The sequence below is a fragment of the Jiangella endophytica genome (genome assembly GCF_003427025.1).
Lineage (GTDB): Bacteria > Actinomycetota > Actinomycetes > Jiangellales > Jiangellaceae > Jiangella > Jiangella endophytica.
In genome coordinates this window covers 1-15,107 of sequence record NZ_QVAI01000031.1, presented here as the reverse complement: position 1 = coordinate 15,107, position 15,107 = coordinate 1, and the positions used below count along the sequence as shown (strand labels likewise).

The 15,107-nt window shown below is 68.5% G+C and carries 13 protein-coding genes and 2 pseudogenes; 4 read left to right on the top strand and 11 right to left on the bottom strand.

The annotated features are described in order from the left end of the window. Positions 1 to 436: 436 nt before the first annotated feature. The 4 genes and pseudogenes from DZA62_RS33480 to DZA62_RS36110 form a co-directional block, all read right to left on the bottom strand. A complete protein-coding gene (locus DZA62_RS33480; RefSeq protein WP_157988071.1) occupies positions 437 to 949 on the bottom strand; it encodes a hypothetical protein in 513 nt (170 codons plus the stop codon). A 305-nt stretch (positions 950 to 1,254) separates the two neighbouring features. Next, a pseudogene (locus DZA62_RS33475) lies at positions 1,255 to 1,589 on the bottom strand (transposase); the annotation flags it as partial. Positions 1,590 to 1,664: 75 nt separating this feature from the next. Then, positions 1,665 to 2,363 carry an NADPH-dependent F420 reductase gene (locus DZA62_RS33470; protein WP_116953316.1) on the bottom strand — a complete coding sequence of 233 codons (699 nt, stop codon included), beginning with the start codon at positions 2,361 to 2,363 and terminating at the stop codon, positions 1,665 to 1,667. A gap of 319 nt (positions 2,364 to 2,682) precedes the next feature. After that, on the bottom strand, positions 2,683 to 2,829 hold the full coding sequence (locus DZA62_RS36110; protein ID WP_157988070.1) for a hypothetical protein: 147 nt from the start codon (positions 2,827 to 2,829) through the stop codon (positions 2,683 to 2,685). Between the two features lie 84 nt (positions 2,830 to 2,913). Between DZA62_RS36110 and DZA62_RS33465 the strand changes: the two genes are divergently transcribed. Further along, the gene (locus DZA62_RS33465; protein WP_116953315.1) at positions 2,914 to 3,963 is read left to right on the top strand and encodes an LLM class flavin-dependent oxidoreductase; all 1,050 of its coding nucleotides are present in this window, start codon (positions 2,914 to 2,916) and stop codon (positions 3,961 to 3,963) included. Between the two features lie 332 nt (positions 3,964 to 4,295). Here DZA62_RS33465 and DZA62_RS33460 read toward each other — a convergent pair whose 3' ends face one another. Genes DZA62_RS33460 through DZA62_RS33430 form a run of 7 tightly spaced genes read right to left on the bottom strand, consistent with a single transcriptional unit; the run spans position 4,296 to position 12,556 of the window. Then, entirely contained in the window at positions 4,296 to 5,234 is a 939-nt protein-coding gene (locus DZA62_RS33460) for a quinone oxidoreductase family protein (RefSeq protein ID WP_116953314.1), read from the bottom strand. After that, positions 5,225 to 5,845: a flavin reductase family protein gene (locus DZA62_RS33455; protein WP_408620187.1), complete on the bottom strand. Its 621-nt coding sequence runs from the start codon at positions 5,843 to 5,845 to the stop codon at positions 5,225 to 5,227. The genes DZA62_RS33460 and DZA62_RS33455 overlap by 10 nt, the downstream gene beginning before the upstream one ends. Positions 5,846 to 5,895: 50 nt before the next feature. Beyond that, positions 5,896 to 7,302 (bottom strand): LLM class flavin-dependent oxidoreductase, encoded by a 1,407-nt coding sequence (locus tag DZA62_RS33450; RefSeq protein WP_198664482.1) that lies wholly within the window; start codon positions 7,300 to 7,302, stop codon positions 5,896 to 5,898. 2 nt (positions 7,303 to 7,304) lie between these two features. Continuing rightward, complete coding sequence (locus DZA62_RS33445) at positions 7,305 to 9,050, bottom strand: dipeptide ABC transporter ATP-binding protein (protein WP_198664481.1); 1,746 nt, start codon at positions 9,048 to 9,050, stop codon at positions 7,305 to 7,307. Then, on the bottom strand, positions 9,047 to 9,952 hold the full coding sequence (locus DZA62_RS33440; protein WP_116953311.1) for an ABC transporter permease: 906 nt from the start codon (positions 9,950 to 9,952) through the stop codon (positions 9,047 to 9,049). Before DZA62_RS33440 ends, DZA62_RS33445 begins: the two co-directional genes overlap by 4 nt. 2 nt (positions 9,953 to 9,954) lie before the next feature. Next, entirely contained in the window at positions 9,955 to 10,908 is a 954-nt protein-coding gene (locus tag DZA62_RS33435) for an ABC transporter permease (protein WP_116953310.1), read from the bottom strand. Positions 10,909 to 10,930: 22 nt separating this feature from the next. Beyond that, complete coding sequence (locus tag DZA62_RS33430; RefSeq protein WP_198664480.1) at positions 10,931 to 12,556, bottom strand: ABC transporter substrate-binding protein; 1,626 nt, start codon at positions 12,554 to 12,556, stop codon at positions 10,931 to 10,933. A 325-nt stretch (positions 12,557 to 12,881) separates the two neighbouring features. On the opposite strand from DZA62_RS33430, the gene DZA62_RS33425 reads away from it, so the two are divergent. The 3 genes and pseudogenes from DZA62_RS33425 to DZA62_RS33415 form a co-directional block, all read left to right on the top strand. After that, positions 12,882 to 13,301 (top strand): winged helix-turn-helix transcriptional regulator, encoded by a 420-nt coding sequence (locus tag DZA62_RS33425; protein ID WP_232827673.1) that lies wholly within the window; start codon positions 12,882 to 12,884, stop codon positions 13,299 to 13,301. Positions 13,302 to 13,582: 281 nt separating this feature from the next. After that, positions 13,583 to 14,815, top strand: a complete 1,233-nt coding sequence (locus tag DZA62_RS33420; RefSeq protein ID WP_116953307.1) for an acyl-CoA dehydrogenase family protein — start codon at positions 13,583 to 13,585, stop codon at positions 14,813 to 14,815. After that, a pseudogene (locus DZA62_RS33415) lies at positions 14,808 to 15,107 on the top strand (nitrilotriacetate monooxygenase); the annotation flags it as partial. The gene DZA62_RS33420 and the pseudogene DZA62_RS33415, both read left to right, overlap by 8 nt.

The following is a 15,107-nucleotide window of genomic DNA, read 5'->3' as shown; positions in this document are numbered from 1 at the left end:
GACCTTCATCCCGTCCGAGCTGAGTCCGGCTTGGCACGATCCTGGATCACAGTCCGTGACGGCGTCATCGACCTTGCTCGCTCCCGCCGTCCCAGCGCACGACGAGCACTCTGGTCACTGGGACCAGCGACTGTCCGGTGGTGAGCTCGGCACATGGAACACGATCTGTGAGCGAGCAGCAAAGGAGCCGGCGCCCGCGTCCGGCGGGCGGCTGCGAAACCGCGGGCGCCCGTCGTGGCCGGCTGGACCGCCGTCTTAGGATGCTTCAACACGTCCGACCGAGAGAGACGACGTCTGGCCACGCCGCCACGGGGCGCCCCCTCGCCCGTCGACGCGGCCGAGGGGCGCTCCGTCAGGGCCGGCCGGCGGCGATCACGAGTCTTTCGTCGTACGGCAGGCTGTCGCAGCGGACCCCTGACGGTGTTCACCGTCGAGCTCAGCAGGGATCGACATACCAGACATCCCTCCAGGCAATCGGATAGATCTCGTTGTCCGCACGAAGGGCCCAGTAGAGCGCGTGACTCTTGTATCTGAACGCGGCCACGGCGTTGCCAGTCTGGTGGTTGATGACCGCGCCAGCATCCATGAAGTTCCAAATGGAGCGCTCGGGGCATTCCCGGAGCCAATAGACGGTGTGGCGGCCATCGCCTTGGCCTGCGGCGAGACAGAGATAGCCGAGTGGGCACGACTCAAGGCGGCTCTGGCGCTGGGAGCCGTTCTGATCGTGCCAAACGAACTCCGTCGCGCTATAGAACGGACTCAGTCCCGGCGTCCACGAACTCGAGCCCACCTCGCCTGCCGTCGGGCTACCCTCCAGTTGATTCAGATCGGCCGCCTCTGCAGGCGGCGCCGCCAGCGACAAGAGCGACAACAGAATCACGGCAAGGATTCCGCGGATCACCGGAATCCGGGGTCGAGCGACCGAGGCGCCGGCGTCGATTGAAAGCACTGACTTGCTCCTTTGCTCAGCGGTTTCACCGCTTCCGGGACCTGCCGTGTCACCTGGCCACGGCGGTGTCCACTCGTCGATGTGGTGCGAGCATGTCCGGCAGCGTCTTCATCGCGTCTTCATCGCGCTTTCACCTGCGCGTGGAGCTTGAGCAGGATGTCGACGGTGGCGAGCTAGGCGAGCGTTTCGCATCGCCTCGACTCCCGGCTGATCCGGCGGTGACCTGTTCGCGATTCGGCTAGCTGGGCCCAGGTCAGGATGGTGGATGGTCTTGGAGCCGGGTCGGCGCGGCGCGCCGTCGTGGGCTGGCGGGCTAGGTGGCGCTTCAGGCAGCGTCGGATCTCTTTGGTGGTGCGGCCTTCGGCTCTGCGTCGCTGGACGTAGGCGCGGACTTGCGGGTGTGGGTCATGCGGGTGAGGACGGCGATGCGCAGGGCTCGGTTCAGGCGTCTGTCTCCGTCGCGGTTGAGGCGGTGGCGCACGGTGTTCCCGGAGAATGCGGGGATGGGGTTCACCCCGGCCAGGGTGGCGAACGCGGCCTCGGAGCGTACCCGGCCGTGATGCGACCAGGCGGTCAGGCAGATGGCGGCGGTCACCGGGCCGATGTCGGTCTTGTCGAGCATGAGCGCGGCCTGGCTGGTCTGGATGAGTGCGGTCATGCGGGCAGCCCGGGCTTCTCTCTTTATCAGATGGACCTCCCTGGCCGACTCCTGGCGTCAGGTGACAATGCGCTCCGCGCGACGCAGGTTGCGGATGAGCTGCTCGCGGCTCTGCCCGTCGATGCTGTCGCTCCACATCGGCGTGCCAGGGGCACTGCGCCACGATTCGCTCAGGGGACTGTTGTCGACAGTGTCGAACCCGAGCTCGTCGTGGATACGGGTGGCGAGTTCGACGGCCTCTGGATGGTCGCTGGAGACGACCAGGGCCTTTCGGTCAGGGTCGTGGGCGGGCCTGGCCAGTCGGACCAAGGCCGGCAGCGCGTCGCTGGCGACACGAATTGGCAGGCGCGCGTGGAATTGGATGTGTGAGAGTGCCTTCGCGACCTTCGAGGTTGGGAGCTGCTCCTGACGCAACTCATGAATCGTCTTGAGGCCCGCATCGACCTCAGGGTAGTTCCCGTCGCGCCAGACCATGTAGTTGTTGTTGTCGAGAACGACCTTCCCCGCGAGTTCGTTGACCGGCAGCTTGTCGCCCGGTCGATACGGGAACGCGATGATCGCAAAGTCGGCTGCGGCTGCGGCTGCGGCCTCCGCCGCGCTGGCGGCGTGCGCCCTCGGGCCCAGCTCGCCGACGAGATCCTTCAACGTCTCTGGTCTCCGCGAGTTGGCGATGACGATGTCGTGGCCCAAAGTGATCGCCGCGCGGGCAAGCGTGCTTCCGGCCTGGCCAGCGCCAAGAATGCCGATGATCGTCACGACAGCTTTCTCCTTGCGTTTCTGGGGGCGGAAAGGACGCGCTTGCGCGTGACGACGGCAATGCGTGGCGAAGTGTCGTTGTCATTCCGGGTAGGGCTTCTGTCGAGTTGCGCCGATGATCAGGTGACCGTCGAACGTGTCCTCTTGCGACTGGTGAGCCGGACGGTTCGTTGGTGACGGTATAAGCGACGACACCCGGCCACCAGAGTTCCCTCAAGCCTGGGGATGACCAGGGCCCCTTGCCAGACGGTCACCGCCAAATGGAGCCGTTGCAGACGCGGTGAGAGTTGCGATGTACCCGCGGGGGCGTACCTGCAGGCTACTCGTAGGCCTCGCGTTCGGTGGACTTCGCCTCCTCTTCGGTCGAGCCCACGACGAACCGGAACGACGACGTGATCAGTGGCGGTGTGGCCCCGTCGGCCTTTGCGGCGAGCTCGTGGACGGTTCGGTAGAACTCTCGGGTCATCTCTTCCTTCCGGGAGGTCGGTCCTGCGTCTCGTGATACAAGTAGCCTCTTGAATTCCTACTGAAGTTATAGGAAATTGGTTGCATGGCTGGCCTTCGCATCGGCTTCGCGGTCAACATCAGGACGACAGCGCGGGGCGCCGTTGGCGTCCACCGCGTGTACGAGGACGTGTTGGACACGATCGTCCACGCCGAGAGAGCGGGACTCGACAGCGCCTGGATCGGCCAGCACCACTTCGACAACACCGACGGGCCGTTCCCGTCGCCGCTGGTGTTTCTCGCGGCGGCGGCGCAGCGCACCGACCGGATTGTCCTTGGCACCGGCATCACGACGTTGCCGTTCGAGGACCCGCTCCGGCTCGCCGAGGACGCCGCCGTGCTGGACGCACTGGCCCCGGGCCGGATCCAGCTCGGACTCGGCACCGGTGGCGCGAATCTCGACGGGTTCCGTGCTTTCGGGCTGGAACCGGAGCGGCGGCATGCGATCTTCGCGGAGAAGGTCCAGCGGCTGCACCACGTCCTCGATGGCGCGCCACTGGACGACCGGGGCGACGGACCACGGCTGTTCCCTTCCGGAGATGGCATCCGGGCGGCGCTGTGGCAGGCGGCGACCAGCGTCGACGGTGCCCGCGCGGCGGCCCGCGCCGGCGACGGGCTCCAGCAGGGCGCGTTCTTCGACCCTGCCGATGCGGGTCAGCGTCCGAAGGTCGAGGCGTACCTCGACGAGTGGGTGGCCGCCGGGCGCGCCGGCTCGCCGCGGGTGGCAATCTTCCGGTTCGTCTACTCGGGCAGCAGTAAGGAGGCTGTCGTTGATGAGGTCGAGCCGGTGCTAGGGTCGCGGCTGACGCTGCTGGCCGAGCGGGCGGCGCGCAGCGGGAACGAGTCGTTGCGGGGGCTGACCGTCCGCGACTATCTGGACCTGGTGCCGTTCTACGGTTCATCGGACGATATCGCCGAGCGTGTCCGGGCCGATCCGGCAATCGCGGCTGGTGCGACCGATTTCGTAGCGAACTTCTCCCACGCCGGCGAATTCGATGCCGATGACGTGCGGGCACGCATCGACGTCCTGGCCGGCAGGATCGGACCGGCGATCGGTTGGCGCCCTGCGCGGGAGGTTCGGGACGCGGTGGGATGACGGCCGTTGTGTGCGCTTCGTGGTGCGCGCGAGCTCTATAGCTCGCCTGCGAGGGCTCGGCCGGCGACCGCGGATCGATCAGCGGCATGCCGCGCGGCCCCATGCGTGCGCGGAGGGTCCACGTCCTGAGCGGCGAGCTATCGGTCGGTGACGAGCAGGTGTTGCCGTCGGGATCCTGGACGGTGAACTAGAGGCAGACTTTGGGCGACCCCTGGGCCGCGCTCGGGCGGCAGCCGTGCCCTTCGAGGCTCGATCGTGTCCGTTCGAGGTCGGGTCGCGGTGAAGGCGCAGGTCGCGCGTGTCAGGCCCGGCGCGGCCCGGACCCCGCTGGCTCACGGGATGAGTGCCACCTTCCCGCCTGGATGCCCGGTACGGACGAGCTCCAGTGCTTGGACGGCTTCGCTGAGCGGGAAGGTCCGCGCGACCGGCACGATCAGCCGGCCGGCGGCGGCCCAGTCCAGCAGGCGCTGCCTGACGTCGTCGCGGAAGGCCGCGCTGTCCGGTTGCGCGCCGTTGATCGACGGGATGCCCAGGGATCGGCTGTGTTCCGAAGCGACGATCGTGACGGTGCGGCGGCGATCGGGGACGAGCTCGACGGACGTGTCGATGGCCTCCTGGGTGCCGACGGTGTCGAGGGCGGCCGCCACGCCGTCCGGGGCCGATGCCCGGACGCGCTCGACGATGCCGGGGCCGTAGCGGATGGGCACCGCGCCGAATTCCCGGAGCAGGTCGAAGTTGTGCTCGCTCGCCGTGCCGACGACCGACGCGCCGATGATCCGCGCCTGCTGGAGCAGGCTGACGCCGACGGCTCCGGAGGCACCGTGCACCAGGATCGTCTGGCCGGCCGTCACACCGGTGACGTGCAGCATCTGCGCGGCCGTGGCCCCGGCGAGCAACAGGTTCGCCGCCTCGGGGAAGTCGAGTGCGTCGGGTTTGGCGAAGACATCGTGAGCCGGCACGGTCAGCCGGGAGGAGTACCCGCCCGTGACCCGGAACGCGACGACGGGATCGCCGATCGCTGCATCACCGGAGGCGATGGCCGTGTCCGGGCCGAGTGCTGCCAGCACGCCGGCCACCTCGTAACCGATCCGCAGCGGCAGCGGGCGGTCGGTCCCGCGGCCGGCGGAGAGGTGCTTGTGGTCCGCCGGGTTGACCCCGGCCGCCCGCACGTCGATCGTCACCTCACCGGCCGCGGGAGCGGCGACCTCGGTCTCGACCAGGCTGAGGACGTCGAGATCACCGAAGTCGCCGGCGATCCAGCTCACTGCCATGCGAGGCCTCCATCGTCGGTACGGCTGTTCGGGAGAGTGGTGTAGGTGCCGGCGTGGTAGACGAGTGGCAGGTGGTCGCGGACGGTGACGGCGCCGACCACTCGGGCGACGACGAGGTGGTGGTCGCCCACCGGGAGCCGGTGATCGACCTCGGCACGAAGATAGCGGGGCGCATCGTCGAGCACCGGCTCGCCCGTGGACAGTCGCGACCACCGCGTCGGGGCGGCGAATCTGTCGATGCCGCTGGTCGCGAAGCGTTGGGCGAGTTGCTCCTGGTCCGCGGCCAGGAAGTGGACGAGGACGCTGTCCGCGGCGGCGACCGTCGGCCAGCTCGAGGCGGTGCTGGCCAGGCCGAAGGAGACCAGCGGCGGGTCGAGCGACAGCGACGCCAGCGACGTGGCGGTGAAGCCCGAGGGGCCTCGGCCTGCGTCGGCGGTGATGACGACCACTCCGGCAGCGTGTCGTCGGAAGGCCGCCTTGTAGGCATCCGCGTCGACACCCGCTGGCGGTTGCGGCGGCGCCGGCGTGGGACGTGGCGAGACGTGGGCCGACGCCGTCCGGGCCGTGGCACGGTGGTCGCAGTCGACGCGGACTCGCTGCCCGTTGGCGATGGTCGATCGGCGATCGGACATGGCAGGACTCCCGGGGTCGTGTGGCGTGGTCATGCGAGCAACGTCGGCGCCGACGATGGCCGCCCGGCGAAGGCGCCGCGGTAGCGGCTGGCGGGGTGGTCGTCGGGGAGGAGCGGGCTCGCGTTCTCGAAGACGGACTCGCGGAAGGTCCGGCCCGGGATCCGGTCGCGGATCCTTCCGCGGCGAGCCAGTTCGGGAATGACGTGGTCGGCGAGGTCGCGGTAGCTCTCGATCGGCAGTGCGCCGGAGATGTTGAATCCGTCGATGTTGGCGTCGTCGGCGAGAGCCTCCAGTGCGGATGCGACCGACGCACCATCGCCGACGAGGGCGTTTCCGTAGACGAACCCATCGTCGGGCGCGAGCACCTTGCGCAGCGTCCACTCCTCGCCCGGCGCGTCCTTGGTGAGACTGGCCAGGATCGACCGGTTGCTCTCGGTCTCGATGTAGGACAGCGGAGCGTCCAGGTCGTACTCGCTCCAGTCGATGCCGGTGACCGCGGAGAAGTGGGTCAGAGCGCCCTCGACGCTGCGGTAGCGCTGCAGGTCGCGCAGCTTGCTCCGAGCGGCGGCGTCGGACTCTGCCGTGACGACGGTGACCGAGGCGAGGAACTTGATCGAGTCCGGTTCACGTCCCTCCTCGGCGGCAAGTCGCTTGATCTCGGTGACGTTTCGGCGCAGCGCCGCGGCGGTGTGCCCGGCGACGAAGACGACCTCGGCGTTGCGGGCGGCGAACCGGCGCCCCCGCGGCGACGATCCGGCCTGGAAGATCAGCGGAGTCCGCTGGATCGACGGCTCGGAGAGGTGGGCACTGGGCACGGAGTAGTACGGACCGCTGTGGCCGATCGCGTGTACCTTCGCCGGGTCGGCGTAGATGCCCTTCACCGGGTCGCGCAGAACGGCGCCGTCGTCCCACGAGCCCTCCCAGAGTTTGTACGCCACGTCGACGAAGTCCTGGGCGATCTCGTAGCGCTCGTCGTGCGGGACCTGCCGCTCATGGCCGAGGTTGCGCGCGGCACTGTCCAGCTGCGACGTCACGATGTTCCACCCGATGCGGCCGTCGGTCAGGTGATCGAGTGTGGTGAACTTCCGGGCCAGCAGGTAGGGCTGCTCGTAGGTGGTGGAGACGGTGACGGCGACGCCCAGGCTCCGCGTGACGGTGGCGATGGCCGACACGATGAGCAGCGGGTCGTCGAGCGGCGTCTGCACCGCGTCGACGAGGGCTGGGTCGGCGGTCTTCCGGTAGGAGTCCAGTTGGCCGAGCGCGTCGGCGAGGAACAGCGCGTCGAAGCCTCCGGCCTCGAGCACGGTGGCGAGCTCCGTCCAGTACCGGACGTCGGTGTAGCGCGGCACATCGGCGGTCTGCGCCCGCCACAGCCCGAACGCGATGTGCCCGGGGGTGCTCATCTCCGTCGCGTTGAGGATCAGCTTCTTCGGCATGCTCACGGCTCCCGGTCGATGGGCAGGACGGCGCCGAGCAACGCCTTCGTGACGGGGTGGCGTTCGGCTGCGGCGAGTTCGGTGGCGTCGAACGTTTCGAGCAGCGCGCCGTTGTCGAGGACGCCGATGCGGTCGCAGAGGAACTCGATGATCGCGAGGTTGTGCCCGATGAACAGGTAGGTGAGATCGAGTTCGTCCTTGAGGTCCAGCAGCAGGTTGAGGATGGTCGCCTGGGTCGAGACGTCGAGCGCTGACGTGGGTTCGTCGAGGATCAGCAGGTCGGGCTCCAGTGCCAGCGCGCGGGCGATGCCGATGCGCTGACGTTGGCCGCCGGAGAGTTCGTGCGGAAAGCGCGATGCGTAGGAGTCCGGGAGGTTCACGAGCCCGAGCACCTCGCGGACCCGGGCCGCGGCCGCCTTGCGGGAGGCGGCCTTGCCGAAGCGCAGGAGTGGCCGGACGATCTGCTCGCCGACCCGGATCCGGGGATTCAGAGAGCTGGTCGCGTCCTGGAACACGAACTGGAAGCGGGGCCGGAGCTCGCGAAGCCTCCGCTTGGACAGATTGGCGATCTCGTGTCCGTCGAACGCGATGGTCCCGCTCGTCACGGGGTGCAACCCGCCGATCAGCCGGGCGAGCGTCGACTTGCCCGAGCCCGACTCGCCGATGAGACCGAAGACCTCGCCGCGGCGGATGCTCAGCGAGACCTCGTCCACGGCGCTGAACCGGCGCCGGGGGAGCCCGGTGCCGAGCCCGCCGATGACGAACTCCTTGCTGACGTCGTTCAGGCGCAGGAGGTCGCCGGCTCGCGGGACGGTGTCGCGGCCTACGTCCCTGCGGCGCGTGGCCGGCGGCAGGCTATCGAGCGGTCCGAGCCGGTTGACCAGGCCGAGTTCGCGGAGGTGTAACCGGGCACCGATCTCGGGGACGGCCGCGATCAGCGATCGGCTGTACTCGTGGCTCGGGTCGGACAGCACCCGGTCGCGCTCGTCCAGTTCGACGATCCGGCCGGCTCGCATGACCGCGACCCGATCGGCGATGTACGAGACGACGCCGAAGTCGTGGGTGATGATGAGCAGGGAGCTCCCGGTCTCGGTGGTCACGCTCTTCAGCAGGTCGAGGATCTGCTGCTGGATGACCGCGTCGAGCGAGGTGGTGGGCTCGTCCGCGATCAGCAGCGCGGGCTGGGAGAGGCTGGCCAGGGCCAGCATCACCCGCTGGCGCATGCCGCCGCTGAGCTCGTGCGGGTAGGCGTTGAGGACGCGGTCGGCGTCGCCGATGCCGACGTGGCCCAGCCAGGTCCGCGCCGTCTCCTCCTGCTGGCGCCGGGTGGTCTCCGGCCGGTGCAGGCCGATGATCTCGCGGAGCTGGTTGCCGATCTTGAAGGACGGGTCGAGCGACGAGAGCGGATTCTGGAAGATCATCCCGATCCGCGAGCCCCGGAACCTGACTGCTGTGGGCCGGCCCTGGGCGAGGATCTCGTCGCCCTGCAGGGCGATCGAGCCGGAGGCGACCCGCGCGTTGCCGGGCAGCAGCCCGATGATCGCCGACGCGGTGACCGTCTTGCCCGATCCGGACTCACCGACCAGAGCGAACGTCTCGCCCTCGGCGATGTCGAAGGCGATGCCGTCGACGGCGCGGTGGACCTCTCCGTCCACCTGGAACTCGACGGCGAGGTCGCGGACGGACAGCAGCGGCGGCGTGGCGGAGGCGGCCGGCTCCGCCGTGGTGAGCGAGGCGACGTCGGTCACGGGCGGGCCTTCCTCTGATGCGGGTCGAACACGTCGCGCAGCCCGTCGCCGAGCCAGTTGAAGGCGAGCGCGACGAGCAGGACGGCCAGTCCGGGCAGCAGGGCCACGTAGATGTTGCCCGAGATGATCACCTTGGCTCCCTCGGAGATCATGCGGCCCCAGTCCGCGGTGGGCGGCTGCACGCCGATGCCCAGTGCGCTCAGACTGGAGGAGAACACGATCATGCCGCCGACCAGGCCGGTCCCGTAGACCACGATCTGGCTGACGACGTTGGGCAGCACCTCGCGGAAGAGGATCGAGGGCAGCCCGGCGCCGAGCGACTCGGCCGCCTCGATGTACTCGCGCCCGCGCTGCTGCTTGACCTCGGTGAAGACCACCCGGGTCACGTACGGCACCGCGGCGAAGATGATCGACAGGATGACCACGAACGCGCCGGGGTCGAAGACCAGCGCGAACACCACCGCGATGATGATGACCGGGAAGGCGAACATGACGTCGATCGTGCGCATGATCAGGCCGGCCATTTTGTCGCCGGAGAACCCGGCGACGAGCGCCAACGCGCTGCCGATGACCGTCGCGGCGAACGACGCGATGAACGCCACCAGCAGCGACGTCCGGCCGCCCCAGATCAGCCGGCTGAGGATGTCGCGACCTTGGTCGTCGGTCCCCAGCAGGTGCCCGTCGCTGCCCAGCGGGAGGTACTTGTTCGCCCCGTCCGCCTGGAGCGGATCGTAGGGTGCGATCCACGGTGCGAGCAGCGCGACGAGCACCAGGACGGCGATGATGACGACGGCGATGGTGACCTGGGTGTTGCGGCGGCGCCGCGAGCGGGGTCGCCGCCGCGGCGCCTGTGCCGGCCTGACGGGGGTCGCGCCATCGGCCTCTCGTTCCAGTAGCGCCATGGTCAGGCCCTCCTGAGTCGCGGGTTGAGCACGTCGACGACGACGTCGGTCAGCAGGTTCACGACGAGGTAGCACATAGCGACAAGTACGACACCGCCCTGGATGAGCACGTAGTCCTTGCCGTACACCGCGTTCAGCAGCTGGGTGCCGATGCCCGGCCAGTTGAAGACGCTCTCGACGAAGATCACCCCGGTGATGAGGGTTCCGATCTCCAGCCCGGTGATGTTGACGATCGGCGCGAGGATGTTGCGGCCGATGTGCTTGCCGACGATCCGGCGTCGCGGCAGGCCCTGCGACTCGAACGTCCGGACGTAGTCCGAATTCGACTCCTGGACGATGCCCAGCCGGGTAAACCGTGCGAGGACGAGCATCGCGATCAGAGCAGCCGAGAATCCCGGCAGCACGAGGTGGGCGACGAGGTCGCCGAACCCGCCCCCGCCCCGCGACTCCATGCCGCTCACCGGGAGCCATTGCAGGCGCAGCGCGAAGATCCAGATCAGGACCAGGCCGAACCAGTACACCGACAGGTTGCTGCCCACCTGCACGACCAGCATCGACAGGCGGTCGAGGAGGCGGCCGTGGTTGAGACCTGCCACCGCTCCGATCAGGACGCCGAACACGACGCAGATGGCCACGCCGGCGACCGTGAGGATCAGCGTGTTGACGAAGGCCGGCCACAAGATCGAGAAGACCTCCCTGCCCTGGGCGATGGAGTTCCCGCCGCCGGCCGTGAACAGGTCGCCGACCCAGTTCAGGTACTGGCGCCAGACGGGCAGATCCAGGCCGTAGGACAGCTTGATGGCGTCGATCTGCTCCGCGGTGTGGGTGCGGACGAACTGCGCCTCGATCGGGTCTCCGGGAGTCAGGTGGCCAAGGACGAAGGTCAGCACTGACACCACGACGAGCACGGGGACCACGTTCACCAGACGCCAGGAGATGTGCTTGAGCGTGCCCATGATCGCGTCGCCTCGCTCCGGCTCAGTCCTCGAGCCAGACCTTCGTCAGGTCGTACCAGTTCGTGGCCGGCCAGACGAAGCCCCGGACGTTGGGACCGAGCGCGTAGTACCGCGTGTGGGTGACCAGCGGCACGGTCAGTGCCTTCTCTCGCAGGAGGGCGTCGGCCGCCTGCCAGTTGGCGATCCGCCCGGCCGGGTCGGTGGTGCGCGACGCCTCGTCGATGGCCGCGACCAGTTCGGGAGCCTGCGTGGCGACGTCGAAGCCACGCCGTGCGATGCCGGTGTTGACCGCGTAGTAGAGCCACTCGGCGTAGGTGCCGCCGTACTCGGAGATGTCGAAGCCGTCGCCCGGTTCCGGTGCGACCGCCCGGGCGCCGTAGCTGGGCCGGTCGAGCGACACAAGGTCGGCCTCGACCCCGATCTCCTTGTAGTGGCTCTGCAGCCACTCGGCCTGGGCCTGGTTCGCGACGTCGATGACGATGGTGAAGGTGAGCGGATTGGACTCGTCGAAGCCCGCTTCGGCGAGCAGCTCCCTGGCCCGGTCCGGGTCGTACTCGAAGTCCCGTGCGTCGGGGTCGTACGCCTCGTTGCCGGGGTGCAGGGACGAGTACACCGCGAGTGCGTCGCCGTTGTAGACCTCGTCGACGAACCGCTGCCGGTCGAGTCCGAGAATCAGCGCCTGGCGCACTCGCTCGTCCTGCAAGTCCTCGTTCTGGAAGTTGAAGCTCAGATACAGGTAGGCGGCGCCGGTACCTTCCGGCACCTGGAACCCCTGCTGCTCCAGCGTTCCCACGTCGTCGGGCTGGACGTAGCTGATGAGGTCGACCTCGCCGCTGATCAGTGCCGCCAGCCGGGTCTGGTTGTTCGGGATGATGCGGAACACCAGCTCGTCCAGGTACGGCTCCTCACCCCAGTAGTCCGGGTTCTTCTCCAGCACGATCCGGTCACCGACCGTGCGGGAGACGAAGCGGTACGGGCCTGTCCCCGACGGCTGGTCGGCGAACGCGTCGTTGCCGACCTCTTCCCACACCGCCGGGTTGCCGATCGGCAGCGTCGACATCGCCTGGGCGAGTCCGCGCGGGAAGCCAGGCTGGGGAGTGGAGAACTCGAACTCGTACGTGTACTCGTCCACCACTCGGGCGTCGGCGAGCGTGCCGAGCCACTGGAGCAGCCGAGGCTGACTCTGGTCGTCGAAGTACTCGTACGTCTCGTCCCACACACGGCGGACGTTCAGATGCAGCGCGTCGGCGTCGAACGGCGAGCCGTCGTGGAACGTGACGCCCTCACGCAGCGTGAACGTCCACACCGTGGCGTCCGCGTTGGACTCCCACGCCGTCGCCAGGCCCGGCACCAGCTCGGTGGGCCCTTCGGTGTCGGTCAGGTCCTCGTTGACCAGCGACTCGAAGATGTTGCGAGAGACCCGGAAGGTCTCCCAGAACGCCTGGCGGTGCGGGTCCAGAGCCAATGGCTCCAGGTACAGGCCCACCACCAGCGAGCCACCCGCCTGTGGTGTCCCGTCGCCTTGGGCCGCATCGCCGCCGTTGGACTCGCCGCCGCCGGCGGAACCGCCGCACGCGGCCAGCACCAGCGCGCACGCGAGCGCGAGTATGGCCGGGACCACTGAACGGCGACCTCTGGTGATTCTCACGGTGGTGTTCCTTCCGGCGATGACGCATGGAGGTGCCGCGGGCCGGCCGTGTGACGACACGGTGGTGCGGCACGGGTGGCGTCGGCCGTGATGCCGACGGACGACGAGCTGGGATCTGGGAGAGTGCTCCGCTTGCGGGAGGATCCAGGTGTCAACGACAGCGGGTGCTGGCCACGCGCATGTAGTCGACCACCCGGCGGATGGTGAGCTCGACGGACGCGGCAGCCATATCCACATAATTCCTATGGATAAGGTAGGTAATCAACCGACGTCTCGGATTCCGAGATGCCGATTCCGTGATTCAAGTGGCGTTGGGGAGGTCCGGGTGACGCAGACGGCCGCCGCGCGACGTGCCGAGGCCCGTCGCGTCTACAACGCGAATCTCCTTGAGTGTCCGGGCCACCAGTTGCTGGCTGCGCTCAGCGACAAGTGGGTGACGCTCGTGGTGAGCGCGCTCGGCGACGGCGCCCTGTGGTGCAACGAGCTCGTGAGAGTCGTTGCGGGCGCCAGTCAGAGGATGTTCACCAAAGCCCTGCAGCGGCTCGAGCGCGACGGCATCGGCGCCAGGATGGTGGCGCCGGCCGTTCCGGTGCGGGTCGACTACGCGCTCACCGATCTCGGTGTCCGCCTGCTGCCCCTCCAGTGGGCCGTCAAGGACTGGGCCGAGGCGAACATCGACGAGGTTCTCGCCGCGCATGGACGTTACGACGAGGCCGTGGCCGCAGGCGTAGCCGACGCCCACTGAGGCGATGCTCTGATCGCCGTCCGCGGATCTCAGGATCCAAGACGCGGATTGATTACCTACCTTAACTATAGGAATTATGTGGATATGGCTGCCGCGTCCGTCGAACTCACCATCCGCCGGGTGGTCGACTACATGCGCGTGGCCAGCACCCGCTGTCGCTGACCACGATCTCGGCCGGGCGCGACACGCCCGGCGCCATCGTCCTCTCGCGTGCGCCGCGCTCTCTCCTCCTGAATCAACGAGCCGTCGCGCCGTGCCCGCAACGAAGGGTTGGCCCCGTCATGTCCGCTCCCACATCGTCGCTGGAGCCCGCGACCGCGCAGATCAGCGAGCTCCGGCAGCTGTTCCAGCCGATCTTCGACAAGGTGTCCGAAGGGAACCTCGAACGCGAGAAGGGTCGCGTGTTCGCGTTCGAACAGGTCCGCTGGCTGGCCGACGCGAAGTTCGGGACGCTCCGCGTCCCCGAACGACTCGGCGGGTTCGGCGCCTCCCTGACACAGACCTTTCAACTGCTGCGCGACCTCGGGGCGGCTGATCCGAACGTCGCGCACGTGTGGCGCAACCACCTCGCCTTCGTCGAGGACCGGCTGAACGCGCCGCCGTCGGAGTCGACGGACACCTGGATTGCGCGATTCCTGGCCGGTGAGATCGTCGGCGGCGGCTGGACCGAGGCGAACAACGGCACCTACGCGAACATCAAGACGAGGATCGAACGCGACGGCGAGCACTGGGTGCTGACCGGCGCCAAGTACTACGCCACCGGGAGCCTCTTCGCCGACTGGCTCGACGTGATCGGGCTCGGCCCCGACGACACTCTGGTGACGGCGCTGGTCCGAGCCGACCAGCCCGGTGTCGAACTCGTGGACGACTGGAAGGGCTTCGGACAGAAGACGACATCGAGCGGCAGCGCCACCTATACCCGCGCGAGGGTGGAACCGGAGGACCTGTTCCCGGCCACCGAGCGGTTCAGCTACCAGGGTCTCTTCTACCAGGCCGCGCTGCTCGCGGTACTGGCCGGGATCACGCGCGCAACGCTGCGCGACGGCGTGACCTCGTTGCGCAACCGCAAGCGCACCTATCGCCATGCCGTCACCCAGACCGTCGCCGAGGACCCGCAGCTGCTCGAGGTCGTCGGCCGGGTGTCGGCGTCGTCGTTCGCCGCCGATGCTGCCCTGGACGCCGCGACCGCCAGTCTCGACGACATCGCCGACGCTCATCGCCGCGGCGATGAGGAGGCGGGCCAGCTCCGGCTCGTGGACGGACACATCGCGGTGGCACGGGCACAACTGGTCATCGTCGACGCTGCTCTGACGGCGACCACGATCGTGTTCGACGCACTCGGCGCGTCCGGCGTCTCCGAGGACCTGCTGCTCGACCGCCACTGGCGCAACGCACGCACGCTCGCCTCGCACAACCCGCGGGTCTACAAGGAGCGCGTCATCGGCGACTGGCACGTCAACGCGGCCGATCCCGTCGAGGTGTTCGAGAACAAGGGCGGTGGCCAGGGTGAGTGACCACGTGATCCTCGGCGTGAACGTGCTCGTCCTCGGCTATCTGCCGGCGGCCTGGCAGAGCGAACGGCTGGAGAAGGACTCGTTCGTCGACGACACGTACTGGCGGCACATCGGCCGGACGGCCGAGCGGGGCACGCTCGACGCGTTGTTCCTGGCCGACGGACCGGCGTTGGGGAATCCGTCGTACGACGCCAACCCGGCTCATCTGGAGCCGGCGGTCAACTGGGCCCATGTGGCGGCGGTGACCGAACACGTCGGCCTGATCGTGACGGCGTCGACGACACTGAACGAT

Bases quoted from the DNA above. Each gene is read 5' to 3' on its own strand.
- DZA62_RS33420 (WP_116953307.1), top strand. From the start codon at position 13,583: ATGTCCGCTCCCACATCGTCGCTGGAGCCCGCGACCGCGCAGATCAGC.
- DZA62_RS33435 (WP_116953310.1), bottom strand. From the start codon at position 10,908: ATGGGCACGCTCAAGCACATCTCCTGGCGTCTGGTGAACGTGGTCCCC.
- DZA62_RS33465 (WP_116953315.1), top strand. From the start codon at position 2,914: ATGGCTGGCCTTCGCATCGGCTTCGCGGTCAACATCAGGACGACAGCG.
- DZA62_RS33450 (WP_198664482.1), bottom strand. From the start codon at position 7,302: ATGCCGAAGAAGCTGATCCTCAACGCGACGGAGATGAGCACCCCCGGG.
- DZA62_RS36110 (WP_157988070.1), bottom strand. From the start codon at position 2,829: ATGACCCGAGAGTTCTACCGAACCGTCCACGAGCTCGCCGCAAAGGCC.
- DZA62_RS33440 (WP_116953311.1), bottom strand. From the start codon at position 9,952: ATGGCGCTACTGGAACGAGAGGCCGATGGCGCGACCCCCGTCAGGCCG.
- DZA62_RS33460 (WP_116953314.1), bottom strand. From the start codon at position 5,234: ATGGCAGTGAGCTGGATCGCCGGCGACTTCGGTGATCTCGACGTCCTC.